The organism is uncultured Gimesia sp., from assembly GCF_937910335.1.
Taxonomy (GTDB): domain Bacteria; phylum Planctomycetota; class Planctomycetia; order Planctomycetales; family Planctomycetaceae; genus Gimesia.
Genome location: NZ_CALEMX010000422.1, coordinates 1 through 18,991 on the forward strand (window position 1 = coordinate 1; position 18,991 = coordinate 18,991).

General features: G+C 48.8%; 13 protein-coding genes, 1 tRNA gene and 1 pseudogene. 7 read left to right on the forward strand and 8 right to left on the reverse strand.

Annotation, left to right across the window (positions count from 1 at the left end; translation table 11 throughout):
* Nucleotides 1-3: 3 nt before the first annotated feature.
* On the reverse strand, nucleotides 4-693 hold the full coding sequence (locus tag Q0668_RS16615; RefSeq protein WP_298866653.1) for a DNA cytosine methyltransferase: 690 nt from the start codon (nucleotides 691-693) through the stop codon (nucleotides 4-6).
* 448 nt (nucleotides 694-1,141) lie between these two features.
* On the opposite strand from Q0668_RS16615, the gene Q0668_RS16620 reads away from it, so the two are divergent.
* A complete protein-coding gene (locus Q0668_RS16620; RefSeq protein ID WP_298866655.1) occupies nucleotides 1,142-1,459 on the forward strand; it encodes a hypothetical protein in 318 nt (105 codons plus the stop codon).
* 203 nt (nucleotides 1,460-1,662) lie between these two features.
* Here the strand turns inward: Q0668_RS16620 and Q0668_RS16625 are convergent, their stop codons facing one another.
* From Q0668_RS16625 to Q0668_RS16635, 3 genes are all read right to left on the reverse strand, one after another.
* Nucleotides 1,663-4,905 (reverse strand): PQQ-binding-like beta-propeller repeat protein, encoded by a 3,243-nt coding sequence (locus Q0668_RS16625; protein WP_298866657.1) that lies wholly within the window; start codon nucleotides 4,903-4,905, stop codon nucleotides 1,663-1,665.
* Between the two features lie 456 nt (nucleotides 4,906-5,361).
* Nucleotides 5,362-5,435, reverse strand: a tRNA-Met gene (locus Q0668_RS16630).
* A 309-nt stretch (nucleotides 5,436-5,744) separates the two neighbouring features.
* The gene (locus Q0668_RS16635) at nucleotides 5,745-7,220 is read right to left on the reverse strand and encodes a sulfatase (protein ID WP_298866659.1); all 1,476 of its coding nucleotides are present in this window, start codon (nucleotides 7,218-7,220) and stop codon (nucleotides 5,745-5,747) included.
* A gap of 283 nt (nucleotides 7,221-7,503) precedes the next feature.
* Here Q0668_RS16635 and Q0668_RS16640 point away from each other — a divergent pair, with 283 nt between their 5' ends.
* The 3 genes from Q0668_RS16640 to Q0668_RS16650 all read left to right on the forward strand — a co-directional run bounded on the left by Q0668_RS16640 (nucleotide 7,504) and on the right by Q0668_RS16650 (nucleotide 9,569).
* Entirely contained in the window at nucleotides 7,504-8,193 is a 690-nt protein-coding gene (locus tag Q0668_RS16640; protein ID WP_298866661.1) for a DUF1080 domain-containing protein, read from the forward strand.
* 98 nt (nucleotides 8,194-8,291) lie between these two features.
* Nucleotides 8,292-9,197 (forward strand): DUF58 domain-containing protein, encoded by a 906-nt coding sequence (locus tag Q0668_RS16645; RefSeq protein ID WP_298866663.1) that lies wholly within the window; start codon nucleotides 8,292-8,294, stop codon nucleotides 9,195-9,197.
* 12 nt (nucleotides 9,198-9,209) lie between these two features.
* A complete protein-coding gene (locus Q0668_RS16650) occupies nucleotides 9,210-9,569 on the forward strand; it encodes a hypothetical protein (protein WP_298866665.1) in 360 nt (119 codons plus the stop codon).
* Nucleotides 9,570-9,604: 35 nt separating this feature from the next.
* On the opposite strand, the gene Q0668_RS16655 is transcribed toward Q0668_RS16650, so the two are convergent.
* Both Q0668_RS16655 and Q0668_RS16660 read right to left on the reverse strand, forming a co-directional pair.
* On the reverse strand, nucleotides 9,605-10,720 hold the full coding sequence (locus Q0668_RS16655) for a hypothetical protein (protein WP_298866666.1): 1,116 nt from the start codon (nucleotides 10,718-10,720) through the stop codon (nucleotides 9,605-9,607).
* A gap of 71 nt (nucleotides 10,721-10,791) precedes the next feature.
* On the reverse strand, nucleotides 10,792-11,226 hold the full coding sequence (locus Q0668_RS16660) for a hypothetical protein (protein WP_298866668.1): 435 nt from the start codon (nucleotides 11,224-11,226) through the stop codon (nucleotides 10,792-10,794).
* Between the two features lie 289 nt (nucleotides 11,227-11,515).
* Here Q0668_RS16660 and Q0668_RS16665 point away from each other — a divergent pair, with 289 nt between their 5' ends.
* Nucleotides 11,516-12,835 carry a VCBS repeat-containing protein gene (locus tag Q0668_RS16665; RefSeq protein ID WP_298866670.1) on the forward strand — a complete coding sequence of 440 codons (1,320 nt, stop codon included), beginning with the start codon at nucleotides 11,516-11,518 and terminating at the stop codon, nucleotides 12,833-12,835.
* A 17-nt stretch (nucleotides 12,836-12,852) separates the two neighbouring features.
* On the opposite strand, the gene Q0668_RS16670 is transcribed toward Q0668_RS16665, so the two are convergent.
* Nucleotides 12,853-14,916, reverse strand: a complete 2,064-nt coding sequence (locus Q0668_RS16670; RefSeq protein WP_298866671.1) for an efflux RND transporter periplasmic adaptor subunit — start codon at nucleotides 14,914-14,916, stop codon at nucleotides 12,853-12,855.
* A 402-nt stretch (nucleotides 14,917-15,318) separates the two neighbouring features.
* On the opposite strand from Q0668_RS16670, the gene Q0668_RS16675 reads away from it, so the two are divergent.
* Together Q0668_RS16675 and infC are read left to right on the forward strand one after the other, a co-directional pair.
* Nucleotides 15,319-17,823 (forward strand): TolC family protein, encoded by a 2,505-nt coding sequence (locus tag Q0668_RS16675; protein WP_298866673.1) that lies wholly within the window; start codon nucleotides 15,319-15,321, stop codon nucleotides 17,821-17,823.
* Nucleotides 17,824-18,138: 315 nt separating this feature from the next.
* Nucleotides 18,139-18,645, forward strand: coding sequence for a translation initiation factor IF-3 (infC, locus tag Q0668_RS16680; RefSeq protein WP_366918919.1), 507 nt, complete (start codon nucleotides 18,139-18,141; stop codon nucleotides 18,643-18,645).
* A 162-nt stretch (nucleotides 18,646-18,807) separates the two neighbouring features.
* Here the strand turns inward: infC and Q0668_RS16685 are convergent.
* Nucleotides 18,808-18,991, reverse strand: a pseudogene (locus Q0668_RS16685) (gfo/Idh/MocA family oxidoreductase); the annotation flags it as partial.

The following is an 18,991-nucleotide window of genomic DNA, read 5'->3' on the forward strand; positions in this document are numbered from 1 at the left end:
GCTTTACCGCGTAAAATTCCGCGCGTACTCACTTTCGGGACACCCACTAGCTAGAGGATGACTCAAATCTGCGAGAATTTTCTGAAAGAGCTTCTGATTCTCATGTGTTGCAGACAGCATCCCCTTGACGTTCTCCATCACAAATATTGCTGGACGATGCTCGGCGATGATACGAAGATACTCTAAATAAAGAGTAGATCGCTGATCATCTTCGATCCGATAGTTTTTAATGCCCTTGTTTCGTACTCTGCCAGCAAGGGAGTAAGCTTGGCAGGGAGGTCCTCCAATCAATACCCAAGGCTTTTTCTTGTTTCCAAGAGCTGTGGAGATTTTTCTGCTAATTGTATCGTGAGTTACTTCTGTACCACCCAGCTCAGCGTGCAAAGCCTCTTCTGTGGCATTCTCCCATTTCGACCAATGGGCCGCTGACTCTTCTTTCAGTCGGTCGGGAAGTTGTTTGAGCAGAGAGTTGTTTTTAAGCGATTCATAGTAGATGTCAGGTACTTTCCCCGAAGCAAACTGACGAAAAAAACTTCTCAGCTGCAATGTCTTATGAGCATAAGCATCTTTCTCAATCGAAAGTTTGACACGAAAAGGGTGATGATTACTCGTGCTGTACGCGCTGAACCCCTCTCCCAGTCCACCAGGGCCGGCAAAAATGTCAATGATGGGAATCGTTGGAGTTTCGGACACTTAACTAAGACCTGGCAAGATTCTCTTAAAATGAGTGGTGACTCTCGTGAGTCAGTACTAGTGAAACACACCGGATTGGTGAACATCTCTTGATACTACGCCATTTTTCAGACCAACACCAGGTTAACGATCCAATCTGCTCGTTACATAATAATTATTTGCAGGGGTTGGTCCCGGCGCTGCCAATCGAACACTCCCTGTTTGCATCGCATAGATGTCATAGATGTGATAACACTTACGAAAATGCGGACGCTCATTTGATTTCCGCCGCCACGGACTTCAGCTCGATGTGGCCGAGATGCTATGTTTCTTGCCCATGGCTGAGGCAATTATTGCGAGCAGTGGGTGGAAAACCTTGTTCATTGGTGTATCATAGGATGTTGTCATACTTGGGGGCACGTCATCACGGTCGTTCATCGTTCAATTAAGATTTGCAAAGGAATATATTTTGGTCGACTCCGAAGCCACACCCACGCCCGAACCCACGCCCGAACCCACACCCGAACCCACACCCGAACCCACACCCGAACCGCCCTCGAATAAGGAACTGAAATTGGCCATGAAGGCGTTTCGCAAACGCCTCAAGCTAACTTGCCTGGATGACGAATCCCGAATGGGCTACGGCGCCACATCCTCTGGTCAGCGGTCAAGCGTCGTTGCCATTGAACCGCCGAACCAGTATTCCCGGGCCGTTTGGCAGGAACTGGCGAATCAGGGAAGACTGAAGCACGATGGCGACGGGCTTTATTCACTCGTTGATCCGTAAGCAAGCCGACAGTATCGCCGAGCAAACTCGCTCGACTGTCACTTATGGAAAGAGCTGGGTAAAACCTGATCAGCTAGAGAATCAACACGGCTGAGGAACTTCACGTGGCAAGTTCAGAACGAAGTGATGGCCCTGGTTCTTAGTCACACATCAGGGTCATCGCGTTGCTCTGAACCTGGCACCAGACATTTAAAACGTCTTCGTTATTTTTCTTTTCGTTCCGGTTTCGCAGATTGTGTTTTCGGGGTTCCCGCCCATTTCTTGACTTCGGCCATGTGCAGCATTGAGAACGATGTCTGGATTGGGTAGTTGCAGACGCAGCCGGCTGAGAAGCAAGGCACGTTCAGCAGGCCGTCGGCGGCGACGAGGCTGTTGCTGCAGCCGGTACGCAAGTTGCGGATGTCGTACTGTTTTTGCTCATTGATATCGACATACGCGGCACAGTTGTCGCGGAGGAAGATCAGGTTTTTATTGCCGACGGCGTAATTGCAGCCGCCCCGTTTGAATAGCTGCTTGCTATCAATGAGGGTGCCCGTTTTGATATCGAAGGTTTTTCCCGATTGATTGATGAAAGTTTTCTCGGTCAAGATCAGCGGCTGGTTGCCGGTGAGATCTTTCTGCCAAACTTCGTCGCCTGTCTTGGCGTTGTACGCACGGGTTTTGGCATTCTTGCCGGTGATCAACAAGCCATTGTTGGCAGAGTAGGCGAGCCAGTCATCCCGACTTCTGAGGCCCATGAAGTGCAGCGAACCGAAAGCCGCCGGTGGGTCAGTTGTTACTTTCTCCCAGACGGTTTTACCCGTTTTTGTGTTCAACGCCAGCGTGAGAACATCTAGCTTTTCAATCGACATACCCCGGCGTTTCATCTGATCGATTTCAATGGGTGAATGTGAATCCATGCAATAGACGAGTCCGCCACCGATGGCAATGGCCGCCGTGTTGTAGCGCTGGTTGGCTGGGCGTTTCCAAAGTTGTTTGCCGGTTTTTCGGTCGAGAGCCACCAGCATGCTGCTATTCCAACGGCCTTTGCTGATGGCGTTCTCTTTGTTGAACCGGACCGCAAACAGAATGATCTCGTCGGTCACACGGATGTCGGTCACGCTGACGGGTACGGTCTTTTCTTTTCCAACATCGACGGTGTAGGTGGCCACTGGTTCTCCTGTGGCAGCATTGAGAACCAGGCACTTCCGCTCATCGGCGAGATAGACTTCATTTTCCATCGAAGCATACCGCATCGAACCGCCCACTTTTCGGGTCCAGAGTAAACGGCCCGTGTATACATCGACGGCGTGTAGGGTGCGGCTGGCAATTTGCAAAGCGAATAATCTTCCGCCCGCCACCTGTGGTTTCACGCCGTGGCCGTAATCTTTCCGTTTGTAGAAACCGTGGTCGCGTCCGTCGCCGTACCATAGGACGCCGAGCGGGGCTTTTACGCGTTCATCTTTCGAAAAGAACGAGCGTGCTGCATCACCGGTTTCGTGTGTCCAGTTCGACGAACCGGGTAAAGAGCCGACACGTTTTAAGGTGGTGAAACGGCCCACCTGCTGGCTCTCCGCTTTTTCAATTTTGGCTTCGATGATTGATTTGGCAAACGCGGCTTGTTGTTTGTCTGATAAGGACAGGCAGGCCAACCCACCATAAGGCCGTAAAGCCTTGAACAGATTGCTGACGGTCTTTGCGGATCCAAAATCGGCAGTGCTGAGATTTTCCGACACAATCAAGTTCGCCAGATAGGGTGGGAAAGGGAAATGAAACGGGTTGCCAACCACCGCCTGTAGACGTGAACTATAGGTTTCATGTGCAGCCAACTTGTCACGGACGGCGTTGACTTTTTGCACGTTGGCATCGACGGCAATGACGTTGAGCTTCGAATGCCGCAGCAATTCTTCTACCAGGCGTCCGTTCGAAAGGCCCAGCACCAGGGCATAGCCCTCGGTTGCACCGGTCGCCTGAAGGATTTCGGTGGCTTCGGCGGTCCAACGGTCGTTTCGGTTTGGCAGTTCTTCAGATGCGAACTCGTACGTTAAAACTTGTTCGGTTTTCTTGCCATAGCAGTGGATTGTTCCATCTTCGGTAACGACGAACAGTTTTTCATCGGCGGCGACCAGGCTTGATGGTGGAGATTTGAGCGACTTTTTCCAGGCGAGTTTTGGAGAGCCCGTTTTTTCGGTCGGCACATTGATGGCGACCAGCGTGTTATCGACGTGGCTGTAGAATCGGTTTCCCGCTTTGATCATGGTGCGGGTTTTCGTTTTGGCGGGTGAGATTTTGGTGTCGAATTTCCACTGCGTGGGGACATCCCAGCGGGCCGGCTTGATGTCTCGGTTCGAAAACTTTTTGTCATACAGTGAAACCGTGCCGTTGTTCATATCGTAGGCATACAATGTGCTTTGATGCATGCCGTAGGCGGTACCCGCATCAAGCACCGAACGGAACGTGCAAGCGGGGAACATTTTGTAGGGGAACAAGGGCCCTTCAAATTTATCGACTTTTCCGAAGTCCCAGGCTTTGGGGGCTTCTTTCCCGGCGGCCACCCAGCGGTTGCCGATTTCACGACCGTCTGCCAAATTGACGACGCCCGTTTCACCCACCAGCAACAGTTCTTCATTGGCGACCACACGGCTATCGCCGTTACGGTATCCTTGGACGAAGTACAACAGTTTGCCGGTTTTTTTGTCAAATCGGGCAGGCATCGAACGTCCGTTGGGGACGACTAGCTTTTCACCGACAACGAGCATGTAACCTTGTGGCGAGATGCCTGATTCGTGCAAGTAATTGTGGTCGATCCGTACATTTTGTAGTGCGTGGCTGTCGCCGTTGGTCCAAATGAGCTTGCCTGTTTCCGCATTAACAGCGTGCACGAAGACGCCCATTGTCGGCCAAATGCCAGCACCAAAATAAACGACGCCTTCAGACAGCACCGGTGCACCTCGGACGGGCCAATACGAAACCAGTCGGTTATTTCCCAAATGGCGGTAATCATCTCGTTCAGCGGGAGCCCCGGAAACTTTCCACAGTAACTTTCCATCCATGGCGGCGACGCAATACAAATTCCCATCGTCCGAGCCGAAAATCACTTTGCCGTTCCAAGCCACCGGCGCTAGCCGTACTGGTCCTTCGGTGTAGAATTTCCAGTTTTGGGAACCGCTTTCCGTGTCGTAGGCTGTCACGCTGCCATCATTGGGCGATCCGACAAACATCTGTTTTCCCAGAACGATCGGTTCGTAGGAGGCATCGAAGTGCAATCGCGATTCGTTGGGCCAGGCAATTTGAGGGGCGGGAAGTTGTCGTGACCACTTCAGTGACAGTTCATCGGGCAGTTGTTCCGAAGTTGCACCGGATCGAGCTGTGTCGTTCCGCCACATAGGCCAATCGGCGGCCATCACGGTCTGTGATACGGATAGAACAATCAGCCCTGCAAGTGTGCAGAAAATCTGTCTCAGCATAGTAAAACCTTATGTCCAACGGCTTAAGAAGCAATGTTGGAATTATGATACCAGTATTGCTGAGGAGATTTCTATACAGTCGCTGAAATTAGCTATTGTTGCGGCTCTGCGGGCACCAAGGTTGCGTGACTTTCACAAAATGTGCTTCAGGATATTCGAGGGACTATTCGTTCGATTGTGACCGAGGGGATTGTTCACGAGAAGAATTAAAAGCAGTCAATCCGGACACTCCAGATCATGGGAATCCATTTGTTGTCTCTCATGAATCCAATCAACTATCGGACTTTTTGAAAGTCGAACAGCTTCTCAAGGATTCGAATGTTAGTGTTCTAATCATGGGGCCTAAGCGTGAGTCGGGAGCTGATGCAACTTTCGAATAACATTTGGGAAGTCTTCCAGCCGGCGCAAAAGAAAAACCCTGATGCCGAAGAAAATACGACATCAGGGTTTTAAAAGTGGCGGGGACAGGATTCGAACCTGCGACCTCGAGGTTATGAGCCTCGCGAGCTACCGGGCTGCTCCACCCCGCGTTATGGGTCCTGCAAGAGGACTGGTAAGAGCAGTTTAAGACTGAAGTAACGCCTGTTTTAGACGATACTTAGAAAGTTAAAAGCCCTAAATACAGTAAAGGAACATCGTTACCGTATTCTGAGATTATAGTCAGCTTCCCGGCTTTCGTCGAGTTACTTTGTCTAAAATCCCTGAATTCAGCAGTAAGAACGTGCTTTCTAGCACATCTCATTTAACCATAGCGTCTTTCATTCTATTATACTCGATTCAAATGGCCTTGGAGACGCGCCAGTCAACCTGGGCACAGGCAAGCCTCAATCTCGGGCGAATCATTCATATTCCCACTTCAGGAACCAGGGATCTCTGGTCTTTTTCTGCCACGCTTTCAGTTTTTCCTGCATTTTCGTCAGCCTCTCCTGATGTTCAGGCTGAAATGCCAGATTCGTTGATTCAAAGGGATCCGCGGCGATGTCAAACAATTCGTGTTTGGGGCGATGAATATACGAGTAAACCGTTCTCTGTCCAAACATTTTGTCCCCTCGCTTTAATACACCCTGCCAGGTGGGTGACCGATATAAATCGGATGCGAAAGGGTAAGGCAGTTCATGGGCAATGTTGAAAATGTATTTATATTTACCACTTAAGATTACCCGCATCGGATAGTACATCGTGATTTCATGAAACGTATGCGATGCATAACTTTCGTCGAAGTCGGGCGCGTGTTGTTTGCTGAGAGTACTCAGAAAGGAACGTCCGTGGAATTCGTAAGGTGCCGGCTTCCCTTTGCTCAGCACGCGTTTCCCATTGTTTTCGACAGTCCGCAGCCGGGGAACGGGCTTGGGTGTGACCTTACAATAATCGAGAATCGTGGGTGTGAGATCCGCCCAGGAGACCATTGCATCGGTGGTGATTCCCTGTTTGGGTTGTGTAGGATCGCGTACGATCAACGGCAGATTCATTCCCGGTTGATAGAGATTGGTTTTCGCACCCGGGAACGGGGGGCCATTATCGCTGAGAAACATGATCAGCGTATCTTCCCAATGGCCGGTTTCTTTTAACGTATTAATCAGCGAGACAACACCCTGGTCGAGACGCGAAATGGCCTGATAGTATTCTGCCAGTTCCTCCTTGACTTCCTGATGATCGGGCAGCCAGGGGGGAACCTGGATCTGTTCCGGTTTGTAAGTAATCGGCGTGACGCCCGGGTAGTGGTTGGGGTCATCATTAAAATTCGAATAACCGTCGGGGCCTCCACCACGATGGGGATCGCTGCTGCAATAATACAGGAAGAAAGGCCGATCGTCTTCTTCGGTAATCCACTCTTTCGCGTTGGCTGCCATCACGGCAGAGTTCCGATTTCCCTGCACGCCTTTGTTGCGGTATTCCTGAAACTCATAAACGTATTTCGGGGCTAGATGGTATTTGCCAATCGAGCAGGTTCGGTAGCCGGCTTCCTCCAGCAGGATTGGCAACGACTTAACCGAGGCATACGTACTGAAGTGATTATAGCCATGGGCATGACCGTAATGACCGGTGGCATGATTATACAGACCGGTCATAATTACGGAGCGGCTGGCAGAGCAACTGGCTGTGGTACAATGGGCACGTGAAAACCGGGTTCCCGAGGCAGCCAGAGTATCTATGCCCGGAGTTTTGATGACCTTGTTTCCATAGCAGCCAGCTTGAAAGCCCTGGTCATCAACGACAATTACCAGCACATTTTTCTGTGGGGGTGCAGCCGACGTTTGTGCAATGGAAACGAACAACAGCAACAAGCTGAGCATTCCGTAGAGACATCGATTCATGGTGTTGCTTTCTCAAGGGAAGGAAAAGGCGGGAATCGCATGTCGATTTCAACACACGATGAGCGAGATTTATTCTAATCTGCCTTCCAGGCAATCGCAAATCAGCAAATAGGAAAGCAGGGGAGTTTGTATGAAAGGTGCGAATTCAGACGGGACTGGCTTGAAGTGAAGGGGATTCCTTTCGATAATTAACTAATTCCTGTTGAGTTCCGCTCTTCCGTCTGCTTCGAAAAGAATCAGGCAGCGAGTCCTCTATACTGATATTAATATGAAAGCAATGACTATGACAACTTTGAAACCTGTAGCTATGACGTTAGCTGTGATCATGACGATTTCTGCATTCAATTTTGCAACCGCCGGGGAAGGCAAGCTGAATGTGCCTCCCAAAGGGTATAAAGCCGCGTTCAACGGCAAAGATTTAAGTGGCTGGAAGGGTCTGGTAGGTAGTCCGAAGACCCGCGCAAAAATGACTCCTGAAAAGTTAGCAGAAGCACAAAAGGCGGCCGACCAGGAAATGCGCGATCACTGGAAAGTGATTGATGGTGCCCTGCAGTTTGATGGTAAAGGCAAGAGCCTGTGTACCGCCAAAGATTACAAGAACTTTGAAATGCTGGTAGACTGGAAGATCAAAGAAAAAGGGGACAGCGGAATTTATCTGCGCGGTTCACCTCAAGTTCAGATTTGGGACCCCGCACTGCGAAACATCGGTTCGGGTGGATTATACAATAATAAGAATCACCCCACTGACCCATTAGTGTTGGCTGATAACCCTGTTGGTGAATGGAATACTTTCTACATCAAAATGGTAGGGGATAAAGTCACCGTCAAATTGAATGGTAAACTGGTCACGGATACCGTTCTGGAAAATTACTGGGAACGTGACAAACCAATTTATGAATCAGGACAGATTGAATTACAAAACCACGGCAATACACTTTATTTCCGTAATGTCTTTATCAAAGAACTTGAATAGTTTTATTCAAGCTGATCCGATATCAAGGAAAGCGCAGAGAGATCGCTCTCTGTGCTTTCTGTTTTAAATCACCTATTATTTCAACGAAACCTCGGTAGATGCTTTCATCGGATGCACCATTAACTGACCCGACTGCGTTGGCGCGCTTTGGCAAATTGGAAGTTGTCACGCGGCTGATTGTTGAGGGCTTCATGATGGGTCAGCACAAGAGTCCTTACAAAGGGGCCAGTGTCGAGTTTGTAGAGCATCGGCAATATTATCCGGGCGACGAGATTCGACATATCGACTGGCGAGCTTATGGCAAGACGGGAAAATATTATGTGAAGGAGTTTGAAGAAGAGACGAATTTGCGGTGTTATTTATTACTTGACTGCTCCGGGAGTATGGCTTATGCCGGCCAGACATTAAGCAAGTTTGACTATGCACGACAACTGGCGGCTGCTCTGGGCTATTTATTGTTGAGCCAGCGAGACGCGACCGGTTTGGTTACTTTTGATACGGAGCTACGCGATTTTATCGAGCCTTCCGCGAACACGAAAAATTTCGGGCAGATGATGGAAATTCTGGAAAATTCCAGGCCGCGGAAGGAAACCGCAATTTCCGGCGTTTTAAATCAGGTATTACCTTTAATCAAACGCCGCAGTCTGGTCGTTTTGATTTCTGATTGTTTTGATGAACCCGATGCGCTCACAACGGTCTTAAAGCAATTGCGACATGATCGCCATGAAGTACTTGTGTTCCAAATCGTGGCGCCGGAGGAAGAAGAGTTCCCTTTCAGTAAGCCAACGCAATTCAGGAGTTTGGAGCGAAACGGTCATCACCAATTGGTTGATCCCCATCAGTTACGGGCCCGCTATCTGGAACAGTATCAGGAATTCTGTGAATCATTGTCCCGACAATGTGGGTCTGTGAAGGTGGATTTCCTCAAATTTCGGACGACCGATCCGTACCATCTGGCTCTGGGGGCATTTCTGAATCAGCGAACACGACCCGGACGAAAGTGATTGAATAAAATCATGTCAGGTGAAAAAATTCCCATTAACCGCACGATGGTAGGTGTGATTTCCCTCGTTTGTTTCTTGATGGCCGGTTACCTGTATAACTTCGTAACGGAAGAACAGTTTGCACAACAAGAAATAGCGACCGGCGCGTTCATGCGGGTCGGGTTGCTGATGTTTGCGTTCTGGCTGGCGTTGCCAGGCAAAAATCGTCAAGCCGCCTGGGCCAATGTGCCACCCTGGTTTTTTGCCGTTCTGGTTCTGGTGATTGTGGGAATCGCAATGAGGCCCAAAGTGGCGATCCCATTAATTCTGGTCTTTGCCATTTTGGGTTTTTTCCTGCGACCTCGCAGCAAAAAACGTTCGCCGCGTCGCTAAGCTGATCGAAGCATTGCTCTCAGTAACGGTATCAATTACATCGGGTTCTGAGCGCGGCTGACTGATTTGACCTCGACATCAGCGGGCAGTTTGCGTGGTGCTTTGTCATTGTTTTGAGAAATGACATCGATCGGCTGTGGTGGTTGCAGTCGATTGGGTTCAGCAGCATTTTTTCTACGCTGACCATCGATATAGACGCGGGCTGCCACTTTGAGCAGTTGTGGTTGTCGAATCGGAAGCACGCCTTCCAGCCGATTGGCAACACGTTCTACCCAGCCGGGTTGTCGCTCCATCGCAAGTGACATCATATGCATGAAAATTGACACTTCCTTAAAATTGCGATCGAGAATCACATTACTGACTGGAGCCAGAATTTTCGCTGCCATTTCCACTGTCTGCGAAGGAAATGAGACAAACATGGAAACCTGATGTGAGACAGAGTCCCGTTGATGTTTACCGCCACTATGATATTCCGTTTCCAGAAAAAGTAGTGCTTTGGCGGCGATCGGTTTTGCAATCAGCGGACTTTTGTAGACCCCGGAACAGAGGACAATCGACTCTGTTGGTGACTGATGTATGACATCTAACGTTCCAATGGTTCCATCACCGGCGTCCACTTCATATGAGAAAGGACCGGTCTGCCACATTTGAAATTCGGAGAGTTTCATGTCTCTCCAGATACTCACAACAACATCGGGGTGAGCGATAAAAAATGAGTAAGCAGAGTGATTTACTTCGACCTGAATTTTGGGCAACGCCCGAAACATACTGAGATCTTTGAGAACGTAGTCGGCATTGGCTCGATTGGCGGGTGTGAGTTTATCTAACGGGAGCCTTGATAGATAAGATTTCCTGGTAAAACGTGTGGATGATCCTTTATTGATCAGAGTAATCAGATCTGCTTCCGTTGGAATTCTTGCCTGATGGGCTGGTCGTTGTTCTGCTTTGAATTGTGTCAGCTGCCGATCGGTGTCTTTTAGAAGATACTGATCGGCAGCCGACTTCGTCAGGGCCGGGCTCTGGCCATCGCGCTTCTTGATTTGTATTTCTTGTGCGGAAGATATTGAAACCGTTATCGAAATGGAACTTGCGACAGTAATCACCAGGATCGTCAGACGCTGAATTATTCGTGTCATTTCCATTTGAGTCATGTTAGGTCCTGTTTCTTTCCGCTATCAACTTCTGTTGTCTGGTTCTATGCCTGTTTTGATCGTCCTGGTTGCTAACTCGATGACTCTCGATCGGAAGGGGACAGTGTCGGGCCTTCCTCGAGAGCTGGTCCTGTTTTCGCTTCATTAGGAAACGGATCAGGGGGCACAAATGTCGAAGGTTCGGGAAGAGGGTTCAGGTTCTCATGAGCTTCATTACTCTGATCATTCTGGATGCTGTAGTCAGTCGCTGGCTGATCGCTGATATAATGCGGTCGGCAGTCATTGCAGCACTTGCACCACCAGCGATTGAATCGAGACTGACACCAGTCTGGCTTGCCAATTCGCGTCAGGTCCCAGGTGGGACGATAGAAACGATCTGCATAGATCTCTGAATCACTGACGTCATCGATCAGATTGTAATAGCGATTGCTGGCCTGAAAACACTGGCAGCCTGAGCTCACTATTATCAGCTGTATCAAGACTATGCAGACAAAAGCTGCGCGCATCAACAGTTTCCTCCCCCATTTTTTTGTGACAATTCATTGTCACAGCAATACCAATGATGACCGGCACCATTGTTCGTACAATCGCGTGTACCTAAGGATGATCGGCTTTCGCACGCGCGAAACTTTATCGATTATTCTGAATGAACGGGTTATAAGACCAGAGAACTTTCCAGCGTCTCACCGGGTGCTGAAAAGTACAAAAAACCCTTTGTTTTATGGGTAAATGAGTGCGGGGGCCTGCCTGTTTTAACCTGCGAAATTACTTGAGATACGAAGGAACATTGTGATTTTGTCTCAGTCAATAGATACTGAGAGTGCAGATGAAACTCTGAATGTTTTAGAAGAGGTTCCCCAAATGGACTGTGAGTTGAAAACCGTGAGAGCAATGACCCTGATTTTGTGTTTCCTGCTTACTGCGAATGCGGTTGCCGAAGATCTTCAACGCGGTTTTCCCTGGAAATATCATGTCATTGATCAGTCTTCCCGCGGCGCTGATGGCGTGAAGCTGGCGGATCTGGATGGCGATGGTTTATACGATATTACCACCGGCTGGGAAGAAGGGGGCTTGACTCGCATCTATCGGAATCCCGGAGCAGCCGAGGCAAAACAACTTTGGCCCGCGATGACAGTCGGAAAAACGCCACAAGTGGAAGATGCCGCCTGGATCGATCTGGATCATGATGGCCGACTGGATGTGGTCAGTTGTTGTGAAGGCAAAAGTCGAACAGTGTTCGTGCATTGGGCTCCCGAAAAAATGCCCTTTCAAAACCATTGGCAGCAGGAAGCCCTGCCCGCATCAAAGGAGAAGATGATGTGGATGTTTGCGACGCCTGCGCAAATCGACGACCAGCCAGGGCTGGAACTGGTCGCCGCCGGGAAAGGCAAGGGCGCACAAATAGGCTGGTTTCAACCGGGAACAAATCGGCGTGATTTGAAAGAATACCAATGGAAACCCTTATCACCAGCAGGGTGGATCATGTCATTGTTCGCAATAGATATGGATGGCGACGGCGATCAGGACCTGTTAACAACAGATCGCAAAGGAAAAATGAGAGGCTGTCGCTGGCTGGAAAATCCCGGTGCCCTCGATGCTTCTTCAACTAAACACTGGAGGAATCACAGGGTGGGCGGTCAAGATCGTCAAGTGATGTTCGCCCATGTGGCGGATCTCGACCAGGATGGATTGCAGGATATTCTAGTAGTAACCAGTATCCCGGATGAATTACTCTGGTTTCGTCGCCTGGATGCGAGTGGTTTAAAATGGGAAAAAAAAGTGATCCCCTTCCCAGAAAATACCGGGCATGGCAAAGGTATTGCCGTCGGTGATATGAATTTGGATGGGCGGCCGGATATTGTTTTCAGTTGTGAAAGTGCCGCTCCACCAAAGTCCGGAATGTTCTGGATGAGTTATTCAGCTGAAAGATCAGACAAAAAATGGGTGACACACGAGATCAGTGGTCCGCGGGGGATTAAATTTGACAGAATCGAATTACTGGATCTCGATGCAGACGGGGATCTGGATGTGCTCTCTTGTGAAGAACGGGATCAGAAGAAGGGGCTCGGCGTTTTCTGGTACGAAAATCCGGCTCGATCAAAGAAATCTGACTGACTGATGCGGAACGAATCTCAGAAGAACAGCACGTCCCGTTGTACGGTTTCAATCAGACGTCTGAGCCAGACATATCCCAACGAACGTGTTCCGCAATCAACCTCGGGGAGTACGGAGGCCCCTGGTCGCAGACCTTTGATCGATTCATGATCCAGTTTCACCGTAATTTGCACTGTGGGAATTCCATCTTCGCCCGGTTCGGCTGTGGATGCGATTTTTTCGATAGTACCCTGATAGGTTTGATCCAGATCAGTAAGTAACAGGAAGGAGACATTCAGCGGAGTAGGGCTTTCCCGCTGCGCTTCAAGAATATGACCGATTTCAGAATCGGGGATCTGCATGTTTAAAATCCAGGGCCCTTTCAAGTTAGCGACCGTTAACAATCGCTGACCGCGCTGCACGGGGCGTGTCAGTAATTTTTCCTCAAAATCCCAGGTCAGTACTTCACCGGCAAGCGGGCTTTTGAGTGTTAAAGCCTCCTGCTGTTTTTTCAGTAGATCCAGTTGCTCTCCGAGGCTTTTCAGGCGTACATTCAATTCTTCCTCTTCGGCAGTCAGACGATTTGCCTGGAGTAACGCCTTGGCGTCAGTGGCAGTCAGTTCCAGTCGGGCAGCCTGAATTACCGCCAGACGCTTCGTGCCTGTTTGTATTTCCCCCCTCACGCGGCTGAGTTCCAGATCCAATTCAGAATCTCTTAAAGTAATCAACGTACTGTCGGCTTGAACCTGTTCTCCCTGATGCACGAAAATTTGATCCACAATCCCATTCGAAGTCGCAAAGATATTTTGCTGTTCTATGGGTTGCAATGTGCCGGAACCTTCAATGGAAAAGTTTGCAGGGGTCAAAATCAGTCCTGCTGTAATCAGTCCCAGAATGAGGACACTGGTAATGATGTTGCGCCATGTCAGTTGTTTTTTTCGAGTCGGCGAGTGAGACCAGTATTTCAGTAAGGGGAAAAAGGGAAAACTTTCAAATTGCAGTGCGTTAAACAGTGCAGTTCCTCCGTGCCGGGAAACAGCCAGTGCCCGCTCCAGCAAAGTGTCGTTGTGATCGGTTTCATGAAATTGTTCAACAACGAGGACGCCGACCGTAAGGATGTCGGTAGCCGATCGCTTCTGCTGCTTCAGGTCGTCAGATTCTATTTCCTGTTCTTCTGTAAGATGTCTCAGTGGAAAAATCATGAATGAACGGGAAGAGGAGAGATCGAGATAGGCGTGTAACGGTTCTGCTATCTGCGGTGGATATTTTTGGTCGGCTTCCATGACCCAGTAAGGTCGATTCAGAGACTGAATACGGCCTGCCAGTTTTTCCAGACGTTGTACGGATTCAGACCGGCGCTCGATCGCATCGACGCCACTGGCGGCAACCAGACGGTAAGTATTGCCCGTACGTTGTAAAACAGAAACACGATCACAGTTGATTAATATTCTGCCTTCATTAGCAAGGATATAGGCAGTTTTCTGTGAGTTTAAATGTAAATGAATGTGTTCCGAGAAACTTTCAAATTCTTCCCAGAGCGTTTCCATTTCCTGCAATTTTTGTAATTGCTTGTGCTGACAGAAATCGTCAGCGATTTCACATAGAGCGCTGATGAATCTGAGATACCCGTCCTGAGCCGCGAAAGACTTGGGCGGGTGATGAATGACTTCCAGAATCCCTGTATTCGTTTCCGGATGATTCTCAATCTTCACCGGGCACAGAATCAGATTTTCCGCAAACGGATTTTTCCCCTGATGTTTTTCCGATAATCCAGTGCGTGGCGCGAGCGTTGCAGGCTGGTTTTCCTGCAAAGCTTCCTGGATCAAGAGCCGATGTTGCGCGCGTTCCTCCTCGCTTAAGGGCACTTCCGAATTTGATTCCGGATTCAAGCCGAGGCTTTGCTGGACTACCAGAACTCCGGACGAATCGGGAACCCAGAGAATGCATCCCAGCGCAGACATGCCGCGCACGGCGCGATCGAGCAGTTCTGAATAAAATTTTTGACTCGGAATTTCTGACCGAGAAAGTTGAGCCAGTCCTAGAACGAGCTCTTCAATTTCCTGCCAGAGATTCTCTATGGAAGCGGATTCATCAGTCGTCATGTTTTTGTGTGAATGAGGGTTACATCAGGATCTCTTCGATATCAATCTGGTCAACAGCCAGAGGGATCCAATCAGGCTTTATCCTATCACAGCATTGAGAAAGGTACTCTCATCGACTGCGAAAAAGCAGTCAGGCTTGTCAAAGTAATTGAGGAACACCTTTAAATCATGACGTAGATTCTCTGATTGTTCCAAGTAGATCAGGAACAGAGATGCTGTCAGTTGTGAAAATGGGAAAACTGAGGGGGTTTCATATTAAAGGGGGCGTGTTTCGATTGTCCGATTATGCGGAATATTCCGAAAGTACCGAAAATTTGCTTTGGGGGTACATGCTCTGATGCCGATGAATTGAGAGAGTGTATAGCATTAATATCAATGGTCCAACTTGACCAAGGTAAACCGATGAATTGTTTCATAGCCCGAATCCTGCTTCTTTTAGCTGCAGTTTTAATCACGGGTCCGGGGTGCAGCCGCTTCCTGAAGACGACGGTTCAGGAAGAATTTGTAGAAAATGAAGAACTCTATCAGCGTGCTTTGACCGAGATTGAATACCCCAACGTAGAGGAAGTCGACGAAGGAGACACGTTGGGCACACAAGCTCCGGCGACGCTTTCCAGTTCGGCCAATCCAGAATATTGGGATTTGACATTGGAGCAAGCAGTCCAAATGGCGCTGCAGCATTCGAAAGTTCTAGGCGATGTTGGAGGCGTTTCTTTAACAACGCCTGCTGCCCTGCATACTAAATATGATGCTGCGATTACCGAGGCTGATCCTCGTTATGGTGTGGAAGGTGCTCTAAGTGCCTATGATACAACGTTGTCTGCCAGCACTTTTTTCGAGAAGAATGATAAGGCATTAAACAACGTCTTCTTTGGTGGTGGAACGCGTCTGCTTCAACAGGATGCTATGGTTATTCAGGCGCAACTGACCAAGCGTGCGATGACGGGTACGGAACTCACGCTTCGAGATTATATTGATTACGACGCTAACAATTCTCCTGGAAACCAGTTTCCACACGCTTATCAAAACAATATCGAAATGGAATTTCGTCATCCATTGTTAAGAGGAGGCGGAATAGATTTCAATCAATTGGCAGGTCCGAGTAACACACCTGGCCTGATCAATGGTGTGATTATCGCTCGTATCAATACAGATATCAGTCTGGGTGAATTTGAAATCGCTGTCCGGAATCTTGTCAGTGATGTCGAAAATGCCTATTGGGATCTCTACTTTGGTTATCGGGATCTCGATGCAAAAATTATGGCTCGTGATTCTGCGTTAGAAACCTGGCGTAGAATTCATGCATTGTACACAAACGGTCGCCGCGGCGGAGAAGCCGAAAAGGAAGCTCAGGCGCGCGAACAATATTTCCGCTATCAGGCTGAAGTGGAAAATGCATTAAGCGGTCGTCTTCTGAACGGTACACATACCGGCAATGGTAGTCAGGGTGGTAGTTTCCAAAGTAATCACGGGGTGTATGTCGCAGAACGCAGACTGCGAATGCTCATGGGTACTTTGATCAACGATGGTCGATTGCTTCGACCCGCTGATGAACCTTCCCTGGCACGTGTCGAGTATGACTGGGAAGAAACATTAGTGGAATCGCTGGAACGTCGTCCGGAAATCCGCCGACAACGCTGGCAAATTAAAAAACGGGAATTGGAACTGGAAGCGAACAAAAACTTCCTGAAACCCGAACTGGATCTGATTGGCCGCTATCGATGGCGAGGCTTTGGTCGAAACTTCCTGGCAGAGGGTGGTGAAACCGGTCAATTCGACGGTGCATTGAATAATTTAGTTGATGGAAACTTAGCGGAATGGCAACTGGGACTGGAGTTTTCAGTACCTTTGGGTAAAAGACAGGCGCATTCAGCCATGCGTTACGCAGAATTACAACTAGCCCGTGATCGCGCCATTCTGCACGAACAGGAACGGACCATCGTGCAGAGTTTAAGTAATGCCATTTCCGACGTCGATCGCGCTTATGCGGTTTTGCAAACAAACTTTAATCGTCGGCATGCGGCGAGACAGGAAGTTGCTGCGGTGCAGGCTGCCTATGAATCGGATAATGCCACTGTTGATCTGTTGTTAGAATCACAACGCCGACAGGCGGAAGCCGATGGCAGTTATTATCGATCGTTGGTGGAATATTCTCTGGCAATCAAGAATGTCCAGTTTGAAAAAGGGTCTTTGCTTTCTTACAACAATATTTATCTGGCAGAAGGTGGCTGGCCTGAAAAAGCTTATATCGATGCCGCAGAACGGGATCGATTACGAGGTCGCGTGAGAACGATGGCACAGGCCCCCGCTTACTCGGGCAATCTGGATCAGGGGGTTTATCCTCAATTACTGGTTCCCGGTGATGCACCCGTTGATAATTCGAACCAGCCCGATCCTCAGCCAATGCCTGAAAACTTTGTACCTCCGGTTCCCGGCGTGACTAAAGAAGCAGTGATGGTACCCGCGGAAGCGACAATTCAATCCATTGAATTCAACGAGATACAGGAACCGAAAAATCAGATTCAGAATCTCCAAGGGACAGAAGCCAGCGCGGAACCGCTGCAGCAGTTTGAAGCACTGCCTCTGATTCCTCCCGCACCTGTACCCGGTTTTGAGCCCGATTTGAATCAGGATTTGTTTGATACCACGAAAGCGACAACAGAAGTAGCTCCCACGACTGCCGCGCCATTGCAGCAGGAAAGAGAGGCTCCGAACTTGAGGAGCGCTCGAGAGAAACAGATTCCAAAATTCCCTCTCAAAAAACGTTCCGGTGAGCAGGACCCGTTTAAAGAGTACCGGAATTCCGGTCCCCGCTGGCAGCCGGTTCCGATTCCAGAAACAAAAAGGCGAAATTTAAGGGACTTTTCCGATCAGGTGCAGCGTTTTCCCTTAAAAGATGCTGAATAGGAACACTTTTTAGTCGTTCAAGCCTGTCTCAAACAAGGAAAACAGAAGCCTGCTCAAGCAGCAGATCCAGGCAAACCTCAAATTTTCACGTAAAATACTGTATCAGTGTTACTTGTCTCTCTTTCTGGATTGATATAACTTAAGCTGTATCAGTATAGTTTAGCCTGATTGATTTCTGGTCTGAGTTAAGAGGCATCTCTTTTGAGATGTTCTTTTTTTTCATAGAGACTATAATGCTCAAGTGTGTCTTGCCCACAAGTTGTGTTTCATTCAAGACACGGAACCGATTTTTTTCATTCGAAGGAGAAACAAGCAATCGAAACAACGCAGAGACTTAATGACCAGATTCGGATTACTCCGGTGCGGGTCATTGATCAGGACGGGGAACAATTAGGAGTGATTCCTACCGCGGATGCTTTAAAGTTAGCAATGGATGCAAGTCTGGATCTGGTTGAAGTTGCCTCAGATTCAAAGCCCCCTGTCTGCCGAATTATGGATTACGGGAAGCTGAAGTACGAGCGTAAAAAAAAGACAAACAAAAATACCAAGCAGCATCAGGTACAATTAAAAGAGATTCGGATGCGTCCGAAAATCGGGAAGCATGACATTGAATTTAAGCTGAAAAGCGCCCGAAAATTTCTGGAACAGAAAGATAAGGTCAAATTCAACATCATGTTCCGTGGCCGTGAAAATGCTCACCATGAACTTGGTCGCACGATCCTGGGCGGAATACAGGAGGAACTTTCCGAGTTGGCTAAAGTCGAACAGGCTCCCACAATGGCCAGCGGACGAAATATGATTATGGTCCTGGCTCCCAGGTAATAACTGTCACCCCTGATCGAAATCTGCCGGTCAGGAATTGATTGGAGAACTCTTCTCAACTTCAATGTCTGACTCTGCGCGCGGTTCAAGCAGTCGCCATTTTGGTTCGATTGTTTTTGAAACTGCTCAACTTCAGAAAGCCTGATCGTAGATCATGATGAATTACAATTGAACCCAGGCTCCGCTGCGGTCACTTTCTAAAATGGCCTCAATGACTTTCATATTGGCAATGGCATCTGTCAATGGTGTGGGAACGGGAGTGTCTTTGAGAATGGCCTGAGAAAACAGATCTCCCTGAATCGTGTACTGGTTACAAACTTCCAGCGCCAGTTCTTCAAGTTCCGCG

Bases quoted from the DNA above. Each gene is read 5' to 3' on its own strand.
- Q0668_RS16625 (WP_298866657.1), bottom strand. From the start codon at position 4,905: ATGCTGAGACAGATTTTCTGCACACTTGCAGGGCTGATTGTTCTATCC.
- Q0668_RS16635 (WP_298866659.1), bottom strand. From the start codon at position 7,220: ATGAATCGATGTCTCTACGGAATGCTCAGCTTGTTGCTGTTGTTCGTT.
- Q0668_RS16640 (WP_298866661.1), top strand. From the start codon at position 7,504: ATGACAACTTTGAAACCTGTAGCTATGACGTTAGCTGTGATCATGACG.
- Q0668_RS16645 (WP_298866663.1), top strand. From the start codon at position 8,292: ATGCTTTCATCGGATGCACCATTAACTGACCCGACTGCGTTGGCGCGC.
- Q0668_RS16650 (WP_298866665.1), top strand. From the start codon at position 9,210: ATGTCAGGTGAAAAAATTCCCATTAACCGCACGATGGTAGGTGTGATT.
- Q0668_RS16655 (WP_298866666.1), bottom strand. From the start codon at position 10,720: ATGACTCAAATGGAAATGACACGAATAATTCAGCGTCTGACGATCCTG.
- Q0668_RS16660 (WP_298866668.1), bottom strand. From the start codon at position 11,226: ATGCGCGCAGCTTTTGTCTGCATAGTCTTGATACAGCTGATAATAGTG.
- Q0668_RS16670 (WP_298866671.1), bottom strand. From the start codon at position 14,916: ATGACGACTGATGAATCCGCTTCCATAGAGAATCTCTGGCAGGAAATT.
- Q0668_RS16675 (WP_298866673.1), top strand. From the start codon at position 15,319: ATGAATTGTTTCATAGCCCGAATCCTGCTTCTTTTAGCTGCAGTTTTA.